The organism is Pantoea endophytica (assembly GCF_002858935.1).
Taxonomy (GTDB): domain Bacteria; phylum Pseudomonadota; class Gammaproteobacteria; order Enterobacterales; family Enterobacteriaceae; genus Pantoea; species Pantoea leporis.
In genome coordinates this window covers 289,180-306,196 of sequence record NZ_PJRT01000009.1, presented here as the reverse complement: position 1 = coordinate 306,196, position 17,017 = coordinate 289,180, and the positions used below count along the sequence as shown (strand labels likewise).

Sequence of the window (17,017 nt, the reverse complement as noted above, 5' to 3'; positions counted from 1 at the left end):
CATGACTGATATTCAAACCACTTTTGCTGACCTTGGCCTGAACGCCGACATCCTCGAATCACTGAACGGTATGGGCTACGTAAAGCCTTCTCCAATCCAGGCTGAGTGTATTCCTCATCTGCTGGCTGGCCGTGACGTGTTGGGTATGGCGCAGACCGGTAGTGGTAAAACTGCGGCATTCTCACTGCCGCTGCTAAACAACATTGATGCTACTGTTAAAGCACCGCAAATTTTGGTGCTGGCACCTACCCGCGAATTGGCGGTACAGGTTGCTGAAGCCGTCACAGAATTCTCTAAACACATGCGTGGCATTAACGTGGTAGCTCTGTACGGCGGCCAACGTTATGACGTACAGCTGCGCGCACTGCGTCAGGGACCACAAGTTGTTGTGGGTACCCCTGGTCGTCTGCTGGATCACCTGAAGCGTGGCACGTTAGATCTGTCTAACCTGCGCGGTCTGGTGCTGGACGAAGCGGATGAAATGCTGCGTATGGGCTTCATCGAAGACGTTGAAACCATTATGGCGCAGATTCCAGACGGTCATCAGACCGCGCTGTTCTCAGCCACCATGCCAGAAGCGATTCGTCGTATTACCAAGCGTTTCATGAAAGATCCACAGGAAGTGCGCATCCAGTCAAGCCTGACTACGCGCCCGGACATTTCTCAGTCTTACTGGACCGCATACGGCCGTAAAACTGATGCGCTGGTTCGTTTCCTGGAAGCGGAAGATTTCGATGCAGCCATCATCTTCGTGCGTACCAAAAATGCCACGCTGGAAGTGGCCGAAGCGCTGGAGCGCAGCGGTTATAACAGCGCAGCACTGAACGGCGACATGAACCAGGCACTGCGTGAGCAGACGCTGGAGCGTTTGAAAGATGGTCGTCTCGACATCCTGATCGCGACCGACGTTGCAGCACGTGGTCTGGACGTTGAGCGTATCAGTCTGGTCGTAAACTTTGATATCCCAATGGATGCAGAGTCTTACGTTCACCGTATCGGTCGTACCGGCCGTGCTGGTCGTGCAGGTCGTGCGTTGCTGTTCGTTGAGAACCGCGAGCGTCGTCTGCTGCGCAACATCGAACGCACCATGAAGCTGACCATTCCAGAAGTTGAGCTGCCAAACGCAGAACTGCTGGGTGAGCGTCGTCTGGCTAAGTTCGCGGCGAAAGTACAGCAGCAGCTGGAAAGCAGCGATCTGGATCAGTACCGCGCACTGCTGAGCAAAATGCAGCCGGGCGAAGATCTGGATATCGAAACGCTGGCCGCAGCACTGCTGAAAATGGCTCAGGGCGAACGTCCACTGATTCTGCCACCAGAAGCACCGCGTCCAGCACGTCGCGAGTTCAGCGATCGTCCTGACCGTGGTGAGCGTCGTGATTCACGTGATTCTCGTGGTCCACGCGAAAGCCGTGACAGCCGCGATGGCGATCGTCCACGTCGTGAACGTCGTGACGTTGGCGAAATGCAGCTGTATCGCATTGAAGTGGGCCGTGATGATGGTGTTGAAGTTCGTCACATCGTTGGCGCGATCGCTAACGAAGGCGACATCAGCAGCCGTTACATCGGTAACATCAAGCTGTTTGGTACTCACTCAACCATCGAGCTGCCGAAAGGCATGCCGGGCGAAGTGCTGCAGCACTTTACTCGTACGCGTATTCTGAACAAACCGATGAATATGCAGCTGATGGGTGATGCGCCAGTGCACGAGCGTAGCGAACGTCGTCCATCTGCTGGCGGCGAACGTCGTGGCAATGGCGCACCGCGCGGTGATGGTGCTCCACGTGGCGAAGGCGCTCCACGTCGCTTCTCCGAACGTCGTGAAGGTGGCCGTGAAGGCGGACGCTTCAGCCGTGAAGGTGGTCGTGGCCCGCGTCCAGAAGGCGCTGCTGCACCACGTCGTCGTGACGCATAAGCGATAAACGCGAAAAGTAAAAAGGGACGCTAACGCGTCCCTTTTTTTATGCGCGTGGAAGGTAAATTTTACACGCCACCAGCAATCAGCACGCGTTCACCGCTAACGTAAGCTGACTCTTCTGACGCCAGAAACAGCGCCACCTGCGCCACATCTTCCGGCAAGCCAAAGCGTCCGAGCGGCGTTGCCGCTATCAGCTGTGCTTTCAACTCCGGGTGCATCTTCTTCGCCGCCAGCAAACCTTCGGTCAAAATAATGCCGGGTGCTAACGCATTGACGCGAATATTACGTGGCCCAAGCTCGCGTGCGAGGCCCTGCGTTAAGGTATCGATCGCGCCTTTGGTTGCTGCCCAAAGCACCGAGCCGGGCGTGCTGCGTTGGCTATTTAAAGCGCTAAGGTTGATGATGGAACCGCCGCGTGCGGGGAAATGTTTTGCCGCCTGCTGACACACCAGCAAGGTGCCCAGCAGATTCACATTCAGCTGCTGCTGCATCTCGCTGAGGCTAAGCCCGGCAAAGTCACCGTGGTGAAAAATGCCGGCGTTATTCACCACAATATCGGGTGCGCCAAACTGCTCAATGCTGCTAGCGAACAAGCGCTGCACATCGGCCTCGCGTGAAATATCAGCCTGTACGGCGATGGCGTCGCTACCCAGCGCCTGAATGTCGGTCACCACATCCGCCGCACCCACTTCGTCCTGAAGATAATTCACCACCACCCGAGCACCGGCCGCCGCGAAAGTCATGGCGATGGCGGCACCAATGCCTTTCGAAGCGCCCGTCACCAGCGCAATTTTGCCTTCAAGTGTTTTCATCGTGTCTCTCCACCTGAGATTTCGGGGAAAATAAAGCATGCGCTGTCCATACAATCGGGTGGTAGCGCAATCCTGCAAGCTTCTTGCACGATCCTGCAAATCTGCTGTTCAAGGACTAGTCGCAGCGCCAACTACAAGCGAGAATATCAAATCAGTGATTTCTTACCGCGGAGCACCGAGCGCATGATTCATCAGGAACAATGGCAGCAGTTGGTGGCAATTATTGCTCGCCACGTACCGCAGGATGGTCGTCACTATTGCCCAATCGACTTTCTCTCTTTCGGCCGCAGTTCTCAGCCCACCAGTTTGGCGCACGTGGCGACCTGGGCGAGCTTTGCCCTGATCGCGCAGGGGCAAAAAGCGCTGCGCATGGGTGATGAAGTGATGCATTACGGGCCGGGCGATTTACTGTTGGTAACGCTTGATATGCCGGTGCAATCCTGCGTGGTCATGGCTACGCCAGAGAAACCGAATCTTGGTGTGGGCATCACCATTAACGAAACGCGTCTGATGCGTTATCTGGAACACTTTCCGCACCATCAACTCGGCAGCACGGCGGTGAGCGAGCGCGGTATCGCCGTGCATAAAGTCGCGCCCCCGTTGGTGGATGCGGTGATGCGTTTAGTCGAATTGCTGGATCACCCGCAGGACATAGCCGCGCTGGCACCGTTGATTGAGCAGGAGATTTTCTATCGTTTGCTGACTGGACCCGAAGGGCCGCGCATTCTCAACATGGCGTTGACGGAACGGCCAGGCAACAAAGTGGCGCGCGCCGCGCGTTGGCTACGCGAAAACTTTCATCAGCCGTTGAAAATGGATTTTCTGGCGAGCAGCGTAGGGATGAGTATTTCGTCGCTGCATCATCACTTTAAAGCGGTAACGGCGATGACGCCGATGCAGTATCAAAAGCAGCTGCGGCTCAACGAGGCGCGGCGTTTGATGTTGATTGAGAAGCTGGATGCCGGCACGGCGGGTTATCGGGTGGGTTATCAAAGTGCTTCGCAGTTCAGTCGCGAATACAGCCGTTTTCACGGTCAGTCACCGGCGCGAGACGTGCGAACCCTTGCGGTGGGCCCAGAGTGGTTAAACCCACCGCAATGAGGTTTACAGCGTGCTCGCTGCTTCCATTGCCAGCGCGAAGGAGCGCAGACGCGCCTGCGAATCGTAAATCTGGCCGTTAACCATAATTTCATCCGCCTGGGTTTCACGCATCAGCGCTGCGAGGCCGCTGCGGACTTTATCGCTATCGCCGACAATCGACATGCTGAGTGCCTGCTGCACGCCATATTGCTCGGACGGCGACCACAGATTATCCATGTTCTCCACCGGCGCAGGTAGCGGACCCGGTTTGCCGCGACGCAGGTTAATAAACTGCTGCTGCATCGAGGTGAACAGGAAGCGAGCGTCACGTTCGCTATCGGCTGCAACGACGTTGACGCACACCATCGCATACGGCTTCGCCAGACGCGCGGAAGGTTTGAATTTCTCACGATAGAGATGCAGCGCCTGGAACAGCAGATCCGGCGCGAAATGCGAGGCAAATGCAAACGGCAAACCCAGCTGAGCGGCCAGTTGCGCGCTGTACAGGCTGGAACCGAGCAGCCACACCGGAATTTTCAATCCTAAACCTGGAACCGGTTGTACTGGCGGATGTTCTCCCTCTTCGGCGTCAAACCAGCGAATCAGTTCAGAGACATCTTCCGGAAAACTATCTGCCTGGCCGCTGGAAAGATGACGACGCAACGCCAGCATGGTGCGTTGGTCGGAACCCGGCGCGCGGCCCAGTCCCAAATCGATGCGCCCAGGATAGAGTGACTCGAGGGTACCAAACTGTTCGGCGATCACCAGCGGCGCGTGATTGGGCAGCATAATGCCGCCTGAACCGAGGCGCAGCGTTTCGGTATTAGCCGCTAAATAGCCAATCAGCACTGACGTCGCGGCGCTGGCAATCCCCGTCATATTATGGTGTTCCGCCAGCCAGTAGCGGTGAAAGCCCAATGCTTCGGACTGACGGGCCAGTGCCAGCGAATTATGGAACGCGTCGCGTGCAGTGGAACCTTGTGGAATAGGGGCCAGATCCAACACGGACAGGCGAACAGTTTTTTTCTCAGACATGGGCACTCCAAATAGGGATGGCGCAGGTGTTTAGTCGGACCTGCGCTTGTGAGTATTACTCATCGTTACCTATATTAAAACTGCTAATAACAGCAGGAATATAGCCGGAATGTGCCTTTACCTGCCGCCTTCCAGTGCCATTCCCGCCAGGCGACGCCAATAACCATTACAATCACTGCCGCGCGCCATCATTAGCGGCGCCTGACCGGCTTCGTTGGCGCGGAAGCGATCCACTTCGGCGAGTGTACTTTCGCCCTGGGGCGACAAACGTACAATGTCGATCCAGTTATGCATGCCGCTCAGGTCATTGCCGAGGTTGTAGCAATAGCCGCTCATGGTCTGAATGCCGTTGAGCACAAACACCTGCTGGCCTTCCTGCGAGAGCACGCGGCGGCCGGTTGGGTAATTGATGCAGCAGGTTTGGCAATCATCTTTGCCACGATTCTCAGCGCGTGCGGTAAAGCAGCGTGCTGACAGCGCCAGCGGCAGATGACCATAGCCAAGCACTTCCACCTCAAATTGTTCTCGCACACCCGCCGCATCGCACTGTTGCAGCAGTTGAATCAGCCAGTCGCGGGACATCTCCACCGGAATGCACCAGCGCGTCATGCCTTCTTTCAGCAACAGTTGCAGCGTCTGCGCGTTATACACATTCAGCGTTGGGCCGGCGACAAACGGCAATTTGCGCTCCGCCGCCATATTCACTGTGCCGATATCATTGGCTTCCAGCAGGAACTCTCCGTTTTCGACATAGCGGCGCAGCTCTTTGACTTCCGATGGCGACTGCAGCAGTGCCAACGTACTCAGCACCACTTGCTTGCCCTGCAGCGCTAGCATGCGCGCGATGTCCATCCATTGATGGAACGAGGTGGCGCGTCTTTTACTGCAGACGGCTTCGCCGAGATAGATGATCTCGGCGCTGCTCTCGGCGGCGCGTTGATAAAAGGTTTCCAGCGTTGCAGTTGGCCAGTACCACAGCACCGGCCCGATGGCGTATTTCATGCGATCTCCTTATTGCCAGTCGCGGTGATAAGCACCGAGCGTGGTTTGGCTGCCTTCTGATAACTCGCCCAACGCCTGCATCCAGGGTTCCTGCACGGCATACTGTTCCGGCGATGCCATGCAGCGATCAATGGCCTGACGCCACACTTTCGCTACCTGCGCCACATAGGCCGGGCTGCGCTGACGTCCTTCAATTTTCACCGAGGCAATGTTGGCGCGAAGCAGTTCAGGCAGCAGCGACAAGGTGTTCAGGCTGGTGGGTTCTTCCAATACGTGATAGAGCTTGTTATCCACTTCATAACGGCCTTTGCACAAGGTGGGATAGCCAGCGCTCTCGTCGGGCGCGTAACGGTCAATCAGCACCTCATTCAGGCGCGATTCCATGCCTTTTGGCGTCTGCTGCCAACGCACAAATTTCGCCGGCGAGCAGGCTCCCGCGCTGTTAGGCGACTCGCCGGTCAGCCAGGAAGAGAGGTAGCAGCGGCCTTCAGCCATAATGCACAGGCTACCGAAAGCGAACACTTCCAGCGGTACCGGCGTTTCACGCGCCAGCTGTTTGACCTGATGCATCGACAGCACGCGCGGCAGCACCACGCGGCTGAGTTGAAAATGACGATGGTAAAAATGGATGGCCTGCAGATTGGTGGCGGAGGCCTGTACCGAAAGGTGACGCTCAACCTGCGGATAGTGTTTTGCCGCGTACTCCAGCGTGGCAATATCGGCCAGAATCAACGCATCCGCGCCGTTCTGAGCGGCAACATCAATCGCGCTTTGCCAGCGATTGATGCCATCAGGATGGGCGAAGGTGTTGATTGCCACATGCAGTTTGCGCCGATGCTGATGCAGATAGCGTGCGGCTTCAGCCAGTTTCTTATCGGTAAAATTGAGGCCAGCAAAGTGGCGGGCATTGGTATCGTCTTTCAGGCCGACATACACCGCGTCAGCACCATGCTCCACCGCCGATTTCAGCGCAGGCAAATTCCCCGCCGGACACAGCAGTTCCATACATTTTCCTCCCCGGATTCTGAAGCCGAAGAGTGTAAATAACTGACCCGACAGCAATATTGATTTAAGGCAGTGAAAGCGGCATTGATGATTGGGAGTGAAGGTTTTTCGTCCAGCCAGGCGGCGATTTCCTTGATCTCAGTGGAGGCGAAGCCGGTCAGATGTGGCAAAATAGATGAAATTTTCTGAAGGGAATGACGATGATGTTTGCGCGCTTACGCGGTCTGATTGTTGAAAAAGGGCCAGAATTCCTTGCTTTACCTGTTTCCATTACCCCTTTCCCGCTAAAAAAAGCTATTCTGCAACAACTCCTAAACTGGCAATTTCGTCATGCTTTGTCTGAAGGTGAGTTAGACTTTCTGGAAGGGCGTTATCTGGGGATTGAGGTTGCCGATGTGAATCTGCGCTGGATCACCACCCTGCAAGCAGGGCGCCTGACCGTTTCGCGCGACACCGAGGCTGATGTCTGGTTTCGCGGTGAAGCCAACGATCTGTTGCTGGTGGCAGCACGCAAAGCGGATCCCGATATGTTGTTCTTTCAACGCCGTCTGGTGATTGAAGGTGACACTGAGCTGGGACTTGAGGTGAAAAACCTGATGGATGCCATTGAACTGGATGCCATGCCCACGCCATTACGCACGGGATTGCAGCAGCTCGCTGCTTTTATTGAGACAGGAATGAAACAGGACGCGAAGGCCGCTGAGGCGCGCGCGGGGATCTCATGTTGATTCGTACTGAAATTGGCGTTGATGCAGCAGGCATCGATAGCCTGTTAAAGCGCAGTTTTGCTACCGCTGCCGAAGCGGAACTGATACAGCAACTGCGCGAAGATGGCTTGCTGACTCTCGGTGTAGTTGCCACGGATGATGAAGGTCAGGTGCTGGGTTATGCCGCTTTCAGTCCGGTGACCCTGCAGGGAGAAGACCGCAACTGGGTCGCTTTGGCGCCGCTCGCCGTGGATGAATCGGTGCGCAAACAGGGCCTTGCTAAACGGCTGGTGTATGAAGGGTTGGATTCACTGAATGAGTTCAGCTACAGCGCCGTGGTGGTGCTGGGCGATCCTGAGTTCTACAATCCACTCGGCTTTGAACCGGCGGCACGTCATGGTTTGCACTGTCGCTGGTTAGGCAGTGAAGCGGCCTTTCAGGTTTACAAACTGGCCGACGATGCGTTTGTCGGTGCAGAAGGGCTGATCGAATTCGCGCTGCCGTTTAACCGTTTCGACTAAACCAGGCCACTAAGCAGGGCGGCTGCTGTGCAACCAGCAGCAGCTTTTGCGCGCGGCTCAGTTGCTTCACCTGATATTCCAGGCGTGACGCCGCCGCCCGATCGCCCGCATCGCAGTGAAACACCAGCGTCAGCGGGCCCTTGCCACGCAGCGAACGCGCGCCGCGTCCCTGCTGATGCTGTTGCAGCCGACGATTAACATCGGTGGTGATGCCGGTATACAGCATGCCTGCGGCGGTTTGTAGCAGATAAAGCTGCCAGCCTTGTTCCATCATACTTATCCAGAAAATTAGCTGGCAGGCAGTGTAGCGCGCTTCAGGCCGCATCGCTATTCGCCGCACGGAGTCCAATTTTGTCCGACCATGCTCATCTGATTCGCTACTTAAAAAAACAGCACGTGCTGTCGTTATCTGCCAGCCACGGCGACGATCTGTGGTGTGCCAACTGCTTTTATGTATTTGATGCCGCGAACATGGCGTTCTGGCTGATGACTGAACCAGACACGCGCCATGGCGCATTAATCCAGTCAAATCCGCGCGTGGCGGGCACGGTGAATGGCCAGCCCAAAAGTGTGCTGCTGATTAAAGGCGTGCAGTATCGCGGCGTGATTCAGCTGCTAAGCGGAAACAGGGAAGTTATTGCGCGTCACGCCTATCAGAAGCGTTTTCCAGTGGCAAAGAAGGTCACCGCACCATTGTGGGAAATCGTGCTCGACGAAGTGAAGATGACCGACAATGCGCTGGGCTTTGGCAAAAAGATTATCTGGACCCGGCCTTAGGGCCGCCATTCACGGCGACCCCAATGCAGGAAAAACTATCAGGCCGCGTTCAAAATCCGCAGCGATTCGCGATTAAACGCGGGCAGGTCTTCAGGCGTGCGGCTGGTAACTAACTTGTCATCATCCACCACTACTTCTTTATCGTAAAAATCCGCACCGGCATTACGCAGATCGATGGCGATGGCTTTTACGCTGGTCATTTTGCGGCCGCGCACGCCGTTCGCGCTGATCAGCAGCTGCGGGCCATGGCAAATGGCAAACACCGGCTTGCCGCTGGCGACAAACTCCCTGGTGAAGTTGACGAAGCGATCGTCACCGCGCAGGGCATCGGGCGAGTGTCCGCCGGGCAGCAGCAGCGCATCGAACTCGGCTGCATTCACATCATCAATAGCCTTGTCGATGTTGACCTCAGCTTTACCCTGCTTCCCTTTAACGATGTTGCCGGCCTTAAACTCGATGGTAACCACTTCATGGCCCGCCTGAGTGTAAGCCTCCGCCGGTGAGGTAAACTCTGAGTCTTCAAATTCATCGGTAATCAGTACCGCTATTTTCTTGCTCATCTTTTTTCCTCCTTGTTGATCACGAACCTTATGTTCGTTGCACTTCTAACCCAACAAGCCTGGTAGCCATGTCGCAAAAAGCAAGCCAGCCGGCAATTCTTCCGGGAGGTAAATTTCCGCGCCGGATCAAGTTTAGGCGATTTCCACATGGCGCAATGAAATGACCTGAATGACACTAAGGCCTTTCCGCCGCGTATCCTAACGCGGCATCGTTATTCAGTTGAATACGGAATTCCGTGATGACCCAACTCCCTTCTCATGCCCCGGCGACACGCTTCGCCTGGTGGAAACCGCTGCTGTTCCTCGCCGTGGTAGTAATCGGCCTGTGGTATGTCAAATGGCAGCCTTATTACGGCAAAGCCTTTACTGCTGCCGAAACGCATTCGATCGGTAAATCGATTCTGGCCAATGCGGCGGACTCACCGTGGCGCGCGGCGCTTGATTACGCCATGGTCTATTTCCTCGCCGTGTGGAAAGCGGCCGTGCTCGGGGTGATCCTCGGATCGTTGGTGCAGGTGCTGATTCCGCGCGCCTGGCTGCTGCGTCTGATGGGCAGCTCACGCTTTGGTTCGACGCTGATGGGCACTGGATTAGGTTTGCCGGGCATGATGTGCAGCTGCTGTGCGGCACCAGTGACCGCTGGCTTACGTCAGTCACAGGTTTCCAGCGGTGCGGCGATGGCGTTCTGGCTGGCGAATCCGCTGCTCAATCCTGCCACGCTGATTTTTATGGGCTTTGTGCTCGGCTGGCATTTTGCGGCGATTCGGCTGGTGGCAGGTTTGATGATGGTGTTGGGCATCGCGTGGCTGGTGCAGCGCAGCGTGCCGGATCAAGCCGTTACCGCGCCCGTTATCCCGGCCCGTGATGAAAAGCCGTTTCTGTCACGCTGGCTGCGGGTGATGTGGCGACTGTTCTGCAACACCATTCCGCTGTATATCATCGCGGTATTGTTGCTCGGCGCCGCGCGCGTGTGGCTGTTCCCGCACGCGGATGGCGCGGTGGGTAATACGCTGTTTTGGGTGATGTTGATGGCAATCGCCGGCTGCCTGTTTGTGATTCCTACCGCCGCGGAAATCCCGATTGTGCAGACCATGATGCTGGCGGGCATGGGCATTGCGCCCGCGCTGGCGTTATTAGTCACGCTGCCCGCCGTGAGTGTGCCGTCGTTATTGATGCTGCATCGCGCCTTTCCCGCACGGGCGCTGTGGATCGCGCTGATCGGCGTGGCAGGCAGCGGCATGCTGCTCGGCGTGCTCGCCTTGTGGCTGGCGTAACCACCAAATCTTCTGATTGCGGCTGCCACGCCACAGCAGCCGCGCATCTTTCTCCGCTTCGATAAAGCGTCCATCAATCAGCACATCAATTTCCTCCACCACTTCGCGCTGCGCCGCGCTGAGTTCCGCCATTTCATATCCGGTCCACAGCCAGATATCCTTATCCGGACACTCACGCCGCACGCGTTTCACCAGACGACGTATATGCGGCACGTTGTGCGGATGCAGCGGATCGCCGCCGCTCAGCGACAAGCCCTGGCGCGCAATGCGCCGATCGTTAAGATCGGCGATCAGCTGCTCTTCCATCTCCAGCGTAAACGGCACGCCGGAATCCAGCCGCCACGTGCTTTGGTTGTAGCAGCCGCGACACTGATGTTCGCAGCCCGCGACAAACAGCGTGCAGCGCGTGCCGGGCCCGTTAACGATATCAACCGGATAATAGCCGTGGATGCGCATCATCCCAGTTTTCCTGTCTCCAGATGTTTAACGCGCCGCTGTACTTCTTGCTGCTTACCGGCGTTAAACGGACGCGCATCCGGGCTGCCGAGATAGCCGCACACGCGGCGCGTCACCGACACGCGCGCCGGATCGTGATTACCACAGCATGGGCAGGTAAACCCTTTGCTGGTGCAGCTAAACTCGCCGCTAAAGCCGCATTCGTAGCACTCATCAATCGGCGTATTGGTGCCGTAATAGGGCACGCGGTGATAGCTGTAATCCCAGACATCTTCGAGCGCTTTGAGGTTGTGCTGGATGTTGGGATATTCGCCGTAACAGATGAATCCGCCGTTAGCGATGGCGGGATAGGGCGCTTCAAAGTCGATCTTGTCGTACGGATTGACCTTCTTCTCCACGTCGAGATGGAAGCTGTTGGTGTAATACCCTTTGTCGGTAACGCCGGCCACCACGCCAAATTCGGCGGCATCGAGGCGACAGAAGCGGTCGCACAGATTCTCACTCGGCGTGCTGTACAAGCTAAAGCCGTAGCCGGTTTCCGCTTTCCACGCATCCACCGCGCGGCGCAGGTGCGTGACAATCGCCACGCCTTTTTCCCGCAGGTAATCGGCGTCATACGGATGCACTTGGTTGCCGCTAAGCGCATTCAGCGTTTCATGCAAGCCGATGTAGCCAAGGGAAATTGAGGCGCGGCCGTTGCGGAAAATGGCGCCCACTTCGTCATCCGCTTTCAGGCGCACGCCGCAGGCACCTTCCATATAGAGAATCGGCGCTACGCGCGCTTTGGTTTTTTCCAACCGGGCGATACGCGTCATTAAGGCACGTTTCGCCAGCGCCAGACGTTCATCGAGCAAGCGCCAGAACTGCGCTTCATCGCCTTTGGCTTGCAGCGCGATACGTGGCAGATTGAGGCTAATGACGCCAATATTGTTGCGGCCTTCGTGAATCTGCTCGCCGTTCTCCTCGTAGACGCCAAGGAAGCTACGGCAGCCCATCGGCGTTTTAAACGAGCCGGTCACTTCCACCACTTTTTCGTAGTTGAGGATATCCGGATACATGCGCTTGCTGGCGCACTCTAGCGCCAGCTGCTTGATATCGTAATTAACATCGGCAGGCCGACGATTCACGCCTTCGCGGATTGCAAACACCAGTTTAGGAAACACCGCGGTTTTGTGATTTTTGCCCAATCCGGCAATGCGGTTGCGCAGAATGGATTGCTGGATCAGGCGCGCGGCCCAGTCGGTGCCGAGGCCAAAGCCAAAGGTGACAAACGGCGTCTGGCCGTTGGCGGTGTGCAGCGTATTCACTTCATATTCCAGCGACTGAAACGCGTCGTAGCACTCTTTCTCGGTGCGAACGCGCGCATAGGCTTCGGCATCCGGAATCTGCCATTCCAGCGCCACCGCGCGGTGTTTTTCCAGACTGAGCGTAACGAACGGTGCCAGCACTTCATCAATGCGATTGATGGTGGTGCCGCCGTAAATGTGGCTGGCGACCTGCGCGATGATCTGTGCGGTCACCGCCGTGGCGGTGGCGATTGATTTGGGCGGCTCGATCTCGGCGTTGCCCATCTTAAAACCGTGGGTCAGCATGCCGTGCAGATCGATTAGCATGCAGTTAAACATCGGGAAGAACGGAGAATAGTCGAGATCGTGATAGTGGATGTCACCACGTTCATGCGCCAGCACCACATCGCGTGGCAAGAGTTGCTGCTGAGCGTAATGTTTGGCGACGATGCCAGCCAGCAAATCGCGCTGGGTGGGAATCACTTTACTGTCTTTATTCGCGTTTTCATTGAGCAGTGCGGCGTTGGTTTGCTCCACTAAACCGCGAATAGCGTGATGCAGTTTACCGCGCTGCTCGCGTGCTAAATCGCGGTCATGGCGATATTCGATGTAGGCACGCGCCAGCTGCGGCCAGCGTCCGCTCATTAGCGTCTCTTCCACCGCACACTGAATGTCGCGGATATCCACTTCAGCCTGTTCAGCCAGCTGCTGGCTGACCTGCGCCGCCACTTGCGCGCACCACGCCGTATCATCGATTTGTACCGCAGCTGCAGCCGCGTTGACTGCCGCCTCGATCCGCTGCGCATCAAACGGCACTCTGCAGCCGTCACGCTTAATCACCACCGTCGCCATTTCTTCTCCATGAAACTATATGTAGATAATTTTAAGGAGTTTAATCGCTATATGTGGTGTTTGCGCTGAGATTAATCGCCGGCGGTTTGACCTACAACAAAGAAGCCACAACCAGGAATGAAAGCCGCGCAATGGTTAATCTGGCTAAAATACAAAAGTATTAACCCGCCTTGATTTCAGTTTGCGGCCACTTGCTTTGCAATGCGAAACAGGTTTAATGGGCCTTTTGCCCATTTTGGTCCGTTGTTTCATTTACAAGGATGCCCAGATGCCATTGCAAAGAACTCTGCTTGCCTGTTGTTTATCCATGACTTTTTCCGCCTTCGCCGCGCCGGCTGGAGATTTACCGCTGATGCCGTGGCCACAAAGCATTGTCCAGCCAGGCGGCGGCAGGGCGTATGCGTTAACACCGCAGCTCACGTTGCATATCTCGGGCGATCATCTGGAAGGTGCTGAATCGCGCTGGCGCGCGCGCATTGCGCGGCAAACCGGCTGGCCGCTGCTGCCGACCAGCGCATCCAGCGATCATCCCAGCATTCAGGTGCAAATCGCGCAGGCGGTTGATCCGCTTCCCCAACCAGACAGCGACGAAAGTTATCATCTGCTGGTTAACAGCGATGGCGTCTTGCTGAAAGCCAACACGCGCTTTGGCGCGATGCGCGGCATGGAAACCGTGTTGCAGCTGATTGAAAACACCGAAAATGGCACCGAAATTCCCTACGTCACCATTGACGACAAACCGCGCTTTCCGTGGCGCGGCGTGCTGATCGATTCGGCGCGCCACTTCCTGCCAATTGAAACCGTGAAACGACAAATCGACGGCATCGCCGCCGCGCGTATGAATGTGTTTCACTGGCACTTAACCGACGATCAAGGTTGGCGATTTGCCTCCAGCCACTATCCGCAGCTGCAGGAGAAAGCCAGTGACGGCTTGTACTACACGCAGCAGCAGATGCGCGATGTGGTGCGCTACGCCACGCAGCGCGGCGTACGCGTGGTACCGGAAATCGATCTGCCCGGTCATGCGTCGGCGATAGCAGTAGCGATGCCGGAGTTAATGAGCGCGCCGGGACCGTATCAGATGGAGCGCGGCTGGGGCGTGTTTAAGCCGCTGCTCGATCCCAGCAACGAAGCGGTATTTCGCTTTATCGACACCTTAATGGGCGAAGTGACGGCGATCTTCCCCGATCCCTACATCCACATTGGCGGTGATGAGGTTGATCCAACCCAGTGGAATGATTCCACACGCATTCAGCAGTTTATGCGCGACCACGGTCTAAAGGATACGCATGCGCTGCAAGCCTGGTTTAATCAGCGCGTTGAGAAAATCCTTGAAGCGCATCAGCGCCGCATGATCGGCTGGGATGAGGTTTACCATCCTGATCTGCCTAAAAGCATTCTGATTCAATCGTGGCAAGGACAGGATGCGTTGGGCACGGTGGCGAAAAACGACTTCCGCGGCATCCTCTCCACCGGTTTCTATCTCGATCAGCCGCAAACCGCCGCTTACCACTATCGCAATGAACCCTGGCCGCAGGGGCTCAACGGCGCGGATCAGGTGCAGGCTGGTGAGCAGGCGCAGAGCTGGCAATTCACCATGCCGCGTTTGAAAGGCAGCGCGCTGAAAGGCAGCTTTACCCTGATAGAAGGGAAAAACGGCTGGCGCGGCTTTATCGATTTCAGCGGCAAAGCGCGTCGCATGGTCAGTGATATTCGCTGGCTGTCGCCCACACAGCTGACGTTCAGCGTCGATACGTGGATGGGGCCATTCCAGCCGATGGTGACGCTAACGCAAGACAAGCTGACCGGTTATATGCTGGTGGGCAACGTGCGCTATCCCGCAGAAGGCAGCAAGTTGCCGCAGGTGCCAGCCGGCATTGCGCCATCGCTGCCGACGCCGCAACAGATGCAGAACAACCTGATTGGCGGCGAAGCGGCGCTGTGGGCGGAGAATGTTAACAGCCGGGTAATCGATACACGCCTGTGGCCGCGCGCCTTTGTGGTGGCGGAGCGGTTATGGTCGGCGCAGGATGTCACCGACAGCGATAACATGTATCAGCGCCTGAGCGCGGTGGATCGCTGGGGCACTATTTCAGTCGGCTTGCAGCAGCATCAGCAGGCTGAAGTGCAGATGATGCGACTGGCGAACAGCAGCGACATCACGCCGCTGCGCATATTGGCCGAAGTGCTGGAGCCAGCGCAATACTACACGCGCCAGCATCTGAAATTTCAGGCGGGACATTACGACTACTTTGAACCGCTCAATCGTTTGGCGGATGTGTTGCCTGCCGAGAGCAACGCGGTGCGTGTGCTGGATAAGCAGGTGGATCGCTTGATCGCCAATCGCGCCGATCATGCGGCGGCGCATGCCATCCGTCAGCAATTGCAGCGCTGGCAGAACAACAGCGATGCGGTGATGCCGCTAGTTCTGGGCAGCTATCAGCTCAAGCCGCTGCAGCAGCAAGTACAGCAAGTAGCAGAGTTGAGCCGGATGGGACTGGATTTGGTCAATGCGCTGGAACGTAATCAGGCGTATGGCGCAGGTGAAGTGGCGCAAATGCATACGCAACTGGATGCGGCAGCGCAGGTGCAGGATGAAACAGTGCTGGCGCTGGTGCGGCCGCTGGAGAAGTTGTTGCGATCGTTTAAATAAATATTGTGCTGGCTGTCCCCCATCCCGGCCTTCCCCCGCAAGCGGGGGAAGGAGATGCTGCCACATGCAGCTTCAATACTGACATGTGGCAGCATCTTCCTCCCCCATTTATGGGGGAGGACCGAGGAGGGGGACAGCCAGCACTAACCAAATCAACGACGTACCGCAATCGCCTCGATCTCAATCTTCACATCTTTCGGCAGGCGCGCCACTTCCACGCACGAACGCGCCGGGAAGCTGGCGTTGTGCTCGGTGAAGAACGCTTCGTAGGTTGCGTTCACGGTGGCAAAGTCATTCAAATCCTTCACAAACACGGTGGTTTTCACGATATCGCCCACTTTCAGGCCGGCGGCTTCGACAATCGCCTTCACATTTTCCAGTGATTGACGTGCCTGCGCGGAAACATCGTCGGCAACGGCGCCGGTGGCCGGATCAACCGGGATCTGGCCTGAAGTGATGATCATGCTGCCGAGATCCACGCCCTGCACGTAAGGGCCAATCGCTGCGGGTGCGTTTGAAGTACTGATTTCGCGAGACATTGTTTCTCCTTGAAAGTGCGCGGCCGACCGATGTCCGCCGCGAAATGAATCGTCCCATTATAGGGACGACGCGGGCGATTACCAGTGACCGAGCACCACGTGGCGCGCGAACTCTTTCTCGCAATATTTGCACTTCAGATGCACATCATCTTCACGCTTTTTCACCGCAAAACTGGTGAACACCGGCTCGTTACGGCTGATGCAGTTGCTGTTCGGGCAGGTCAGCACGCGGTCAATACGATCCGGCAAGGTGGGGGCGATCTTCGCCACCACTTCGTATTCGTCAATGCGGTTTACCGTGGCGAGCGGCGCATACACCGCCAACTGATTGATCTGATCGTCGGTCAGGAAGGTATTTTCGATCTTGATCAGATCTTTACGGCCCATCTCCCCCGACGGCAAGTTGAGGCCGATGGTGATGCGCTGATCGGTTTCGGTCAGACGAAACAGCGAAAGTAACTTAAAGCCGACCTGCGCCGGGATATGGTCAATCACCGTGCCGCGTTTGATGGCTTCAACCTGCAATTTATTATCGTGAGTCAT

Annotated in this window: 17 protein-coding genes; 7 read left to right on the top strand and 10 right to left on the bottom strand. The window is 56.6% G+C overall.

Translation table 11 applies throughout. The annotated features are described in order from the left end of the window. Position 1: 1 nt before the first annotated feature. On the top strand, positions 2-1,912 hold the full coding sequence (locus PZBJ_RS09335; RefSeq protein ID WP_101762247.1) for a DEAD/DEAH family ATP-dependent RNA helicase: 1,911 nt from the start codon (positions 2-4) through the stop codon (positions 1,910-1,912). Positions 1,913-1,980: 68 nt separating this feature from the next. Here the strand turns inward: PZBJ_RS09335 and PZBJ_RS09330 are convergent, their stop codons facing one another. Beyond that, positions 1,981-2,727, bottom strand: a complete 747-nt coding sequence (locus tag PZBJ_RS09330; protein ID WP_101762246.1) for an SDR family NAD(P)-dependent oxidoreductase — start codon at positions 2,725-2,727, stop codon at positions 1,981-1,983. Between the two features lie 183 nt (positions 2,728-2,910). Here PZBJ_RS09330 and PZBJ_RS09325 point away from each other — a divergent pair, with 183 nt between their 5' ends. Further along, positions 2,911-3,828 (top strand): AraC family transcriptional regulator, encoded by a 918-nt coding sequence (locus PZBJ_RS09325; RefSeq protein ID WP_101762245.1) that lies wholly within the window; start codon positions 2,911-2,913, stop codon positions 3,826-3,828. A 3-nt stretch (positions 3,829-3,831) separates the two neighbouring features. On the opposite strand, the gene PZBJ_RS09320 is transcribed toward PZBJ_RS09325, so the two are convergent. The 3 genes from PZBJ_RS09320 to ubiU all read right to left on the bottom strand — a co-directional run bounded on the left by PZBJ_RS09320 (position 3,832) and on the right by ubiU (position 6,849). Further along, complete coding sequence (locus PZBJ_RS09320) at positions 3,832-4,842, bottom strand: luciferase-like monooxygenase (protein ID WP_101762244.1); 1,011 nt, start codon at positions 4,840-4,842, stop codon at positions 3,832-3,834. 117 nt (positions 4,843-4,959) lie between these two features. Next, on the bottom strand, positions 4,960-5,844 hold the full coding sequence (locus tag PZBJ_RS09315) for a U32 family peptidase (protein ID WP_101762243.1): 885 nt from the start codon (positions 5,842-5,844) through the stop codon (positions 4,960-4,962). Between the two features lie 9 nt (positions 5,845-5,853). Then, positions 5,854-6,849: a ubiquinone anaerobic biosynthesis protein UbiU gene (gene ubiU, locus PZBJ_RS09310; RefSeq protein WP_101762242.1), complete on the bottom strand. Its 996-nt coding sequence runs from the start codon at positions 6,847-6,849 to the stop codon at positions 5,854-5,856. A 203-nt stretch (positions 6,850-7,052) separates the two neighbouring features. Between ubiU and ubiT the strand changes: the two genes are divergently transcribed. Then, a complete protein-coding gene (gene ubiT / locus PZBJ_RS09305) occupies positions 7,053-7,577 on the top strand; it encodes a ubiquinone anaerobic biosynthesis accessory factor UbiT (protein WP_101762372.1) in 525 nt (174 codons plus the stop codon). Further along, positions 7,571-8,077: a GNAT family N-acetyltransferase gene (locus PZBJ_RS09300; RefSeq protein ID WP_101762241.1), complete on the top strand. Its 507-nt coding sequence runs from the start codon at positions 7,571-7,573 to the stop codon at positions 8,075-8,077. Before ubiT ends, PZBJ_RS09300 begins: the two co-directional genes overlap by 7 nt. Here PZBJ_RS09300 and PZBJ_RS09295 read toward each other — a convergent pair. Next, complete coding sequence (locus PZBJ_RS09295; RefSeq protein ID WP_101762240.1) at positions 8,061-8,348, bottom strand: GIY-YIG nuclease family protein; 288 nt, start codon at positions 8,346-8,348, stop codon at positions 8,061-8,063. The genes PZBJ_RS09300 and PZBJ_RS09295 overlap by 17 nt on opposite strands. A gap of 80 nt (positions 8,349-8,428) precedes the next feature. Between PZBJ_RS09295 and PZBJ_RS09290 the strand changes: the two genes are divergently transcribed. Further along, positions 8,429-8,854: a YhbP family protein gene (locus PZBJ_RS09290; protein WP_101762239.1), complete on the top strand. Its 426-nt coding sequence runs from the start codon at positions 8,429-8,431 to the stop codon at positions 8,852-8,854. Between the two features lie 38 nt (positions 8,855-8,892). Here the strand turns inward: PZBJ_RS09290 and PZBJ_RS09285 are convergent, their stop codons facing one another. Continuing rightward, on the bottom strand, positions 8,893-9,414 hold the full coding sequence (locus PZBJ_RS09285; RefSeq protein WP_101762238.1) for a type 1 glutamine amidotransferase domain-containing protein: 522 nt from the start codon (positions 9,412-9,414) through the stop codon (positions 8,893-8,895). A 239-nt stretch (positions 9,415-9,653) separates the two neighbouring features. Between PZBJ_RS09285 and PZBJ_RS09280 the strand changes: the two genes are divergently transcribed. Further along, the gene (locus PZBJ_RS09280) at positions 9,654-10,688 is read left to right on the top strand and encodes a permease (protein WP_101762237.1); all 1,035 of its coding nucleotides are present in this window, start codon (positions 9,654-9,656) and stop codon (positions 10,686-10,688) included. Here PZBJ_RS09280 and nrdG read toward each other — a convergent pair. Further along, entirely contained in the window at positions 10,581-11,147 is a 567-nt protein-coding gene (gene nrdG / locus PZBJ_RS09275) for an anaerobic ribonucleoside-triphosphate reductase-activating protein (protein ID WP_101762236.1), read from the bottom strand. The two genes, PZBJ_RS09280 and nrdG, sit on opposite strands and share 108 nt — an antisense overlap. Continuing rightward, positions 11,144-13,282, bottom strand: a complete 2,139-nt coding sequence (nrdD, locus tag PZBJ_RS09270; protein ID WP_101762235.1) for an anaerobic ribonucleoside-triphosphate reductase — start codon at positions 13,280-13,282, stop codon at positions 11,144-11,146. The genes nrdG and nrdD overlap by 4 nt, the downstream gene beginning before the upstream one ends. A 268-nt stretch (positions 13,283-13,550) precedes the next feature. On the opposite strand from nrdD, the gene PZBJ_RS09265 reads away from it, so the two are divergent. After that, on the top strand, positions 13,551-15,935 hold the full coding sequence (locus PZBJ_RS09265) for a beta-N-acetylhexosaminidase (protein ID WP_101762234.1): 2,385 nt from the start codon (positions 13,551-13,553) through the stop codon (positions 15,933-15,935). A gap of 152 nt (positions 15,936-16,087) precedes the next feature. On the opposite strand, the gene ridA is transcribed toward PZBJ_RS09265, so the two are convergent. Together ridA and pyrI are read right to left on the bottom strand one after the other, a co-directional pair. Then, positions 16,088-16,474: a 2-iminobutanoate/2-iminopropanoate deaminase gene (ridA, locus tag PZBJ_RS09255; protein WP_061718232.1), complete on the bottom strand. Its 387-nt coding sequence runs from the start codon at positions 16,472-16,474 to the stop codon at positions 16,088-16,090. Positions 16,475-16,552: 78 nt separating this feature from the next. After that, positions 16,553-17,017 (bottom strand): aspartate carbamoyltransferase regulatory subunit, encoded by a 465-nt coding sequence (gene pyrI, locus PZBJ_RS09250; RefSeq protein ID WP_007886734.1) that lies wholly within the window; start codon positions 17,015-17,017, stop codon positions 16,553-16,555.

Coding starts and splice junctions, on each gene's coding strand:
- PZBJ_RS09335 (WP_101762247.1), top strand. CDS start 2: ATGACTGATATTCAAACCACTTTTGCTGACCTTGGCCTGAACGCCGAC.
- PZBJ_RS09330 (WP_101762246.1), bottom strand. CDS start 2,727: ATGAAAACACTTGAAGGCAAAATTGCGCTGGTGACGGGCGCTTCGAAA.
- PZBJ_RS09325 (WP_101762245.1), top strand. CDS start 2,911: ATGATTCATCAGGAACAATGGCAGCAGTTGGTGGCAATTATTGCTCGC.
- PZBJ_RS09320 (WP_101762244.1), bottom strand. CDS start 4,842: ATGTCTGAGAAAAAAACTGTTCGCCTGTCCGTGTTGGATCTGGCCCCT.
- PZBJ_RS09315 (WP_101762243.1), bottom strand. CDS start 5,844: ATGAAATACGCCATCGGGCCGGTGCTGTGGTACTGGCCAACTGCAACG.
- ubiU (WP_101762242.1), bottom strand. CDS start 6,849: ATGGAACTGCTGTGTCCGGCGGGGAATTTGCCTGCGCTGAAATCGGCG.
- ubiT (WP_101762372.1), top strand. CDS start 7,053: ATGTTTGCGCGCTTACGCGGTCTGATTGTTGAAAAAGGGCCAGAATTC.
- PZBJ_RS09300 (WP_101762241.1), top strand. CDS start 7,571: ATGTTGATTCGTACTGAAATTGGCGTTGATGCAGCAGGCATCGATAGC.
- PZBJ_RS09295 (WP_101762240.1), bottom strand. CDS start 8,348: ATGGAACAAGGCTGGCAGCTTTATCTGCTACAAACCGCCGCAGGCATG.
- PZBJ_RS09285 (WP_101762238.1), bottom strand. CDS start 9,414: ATGAGCAAGAAAATAGCGGTACTGATTACCGATGAATTTGAAGACTCA.
- PZBJ_RS09280 (WP_101762237.1), top strand. CDS start 9,654: ATGACCCAACTCCCTTCTCATGCCCCGGCGACACGCTTCGCCTGGTGG.
- nrdG (WP_101762236.1), bottom strand. CDS start 11,147: ATGATGCGCATCCACGGCTATTATCCGGTTGATATCGTTAACGGGCCC.
- nrdD (WP_101762235.1), bottom strand. CDS start 13,282: ATGGCGACGGTGGTGATTAAGCGTGACGGCTGCAGAGTGCCGTTTGAT.
- PZBJ_RS09265 (WP_101762234.1), top strand. CDS start 13,551: ATGCCATTGCAAAGAACTCTGCTTGCCTGTTGTTTATCCATGACTTTT.
- ridA (WP_061718232.1), bottom strand. CDS start 16,474: ATGTCTCGCGAAATCAGTACTTCAAACGCACCCGCAGCGATTGGCCCT.
- pyrI (WP_007886734.1), bottom strand. CDS start 17,017: ATGACTCACGATAATAAATTGCAGGTTGAAGCCATCAAACGCGGCACG.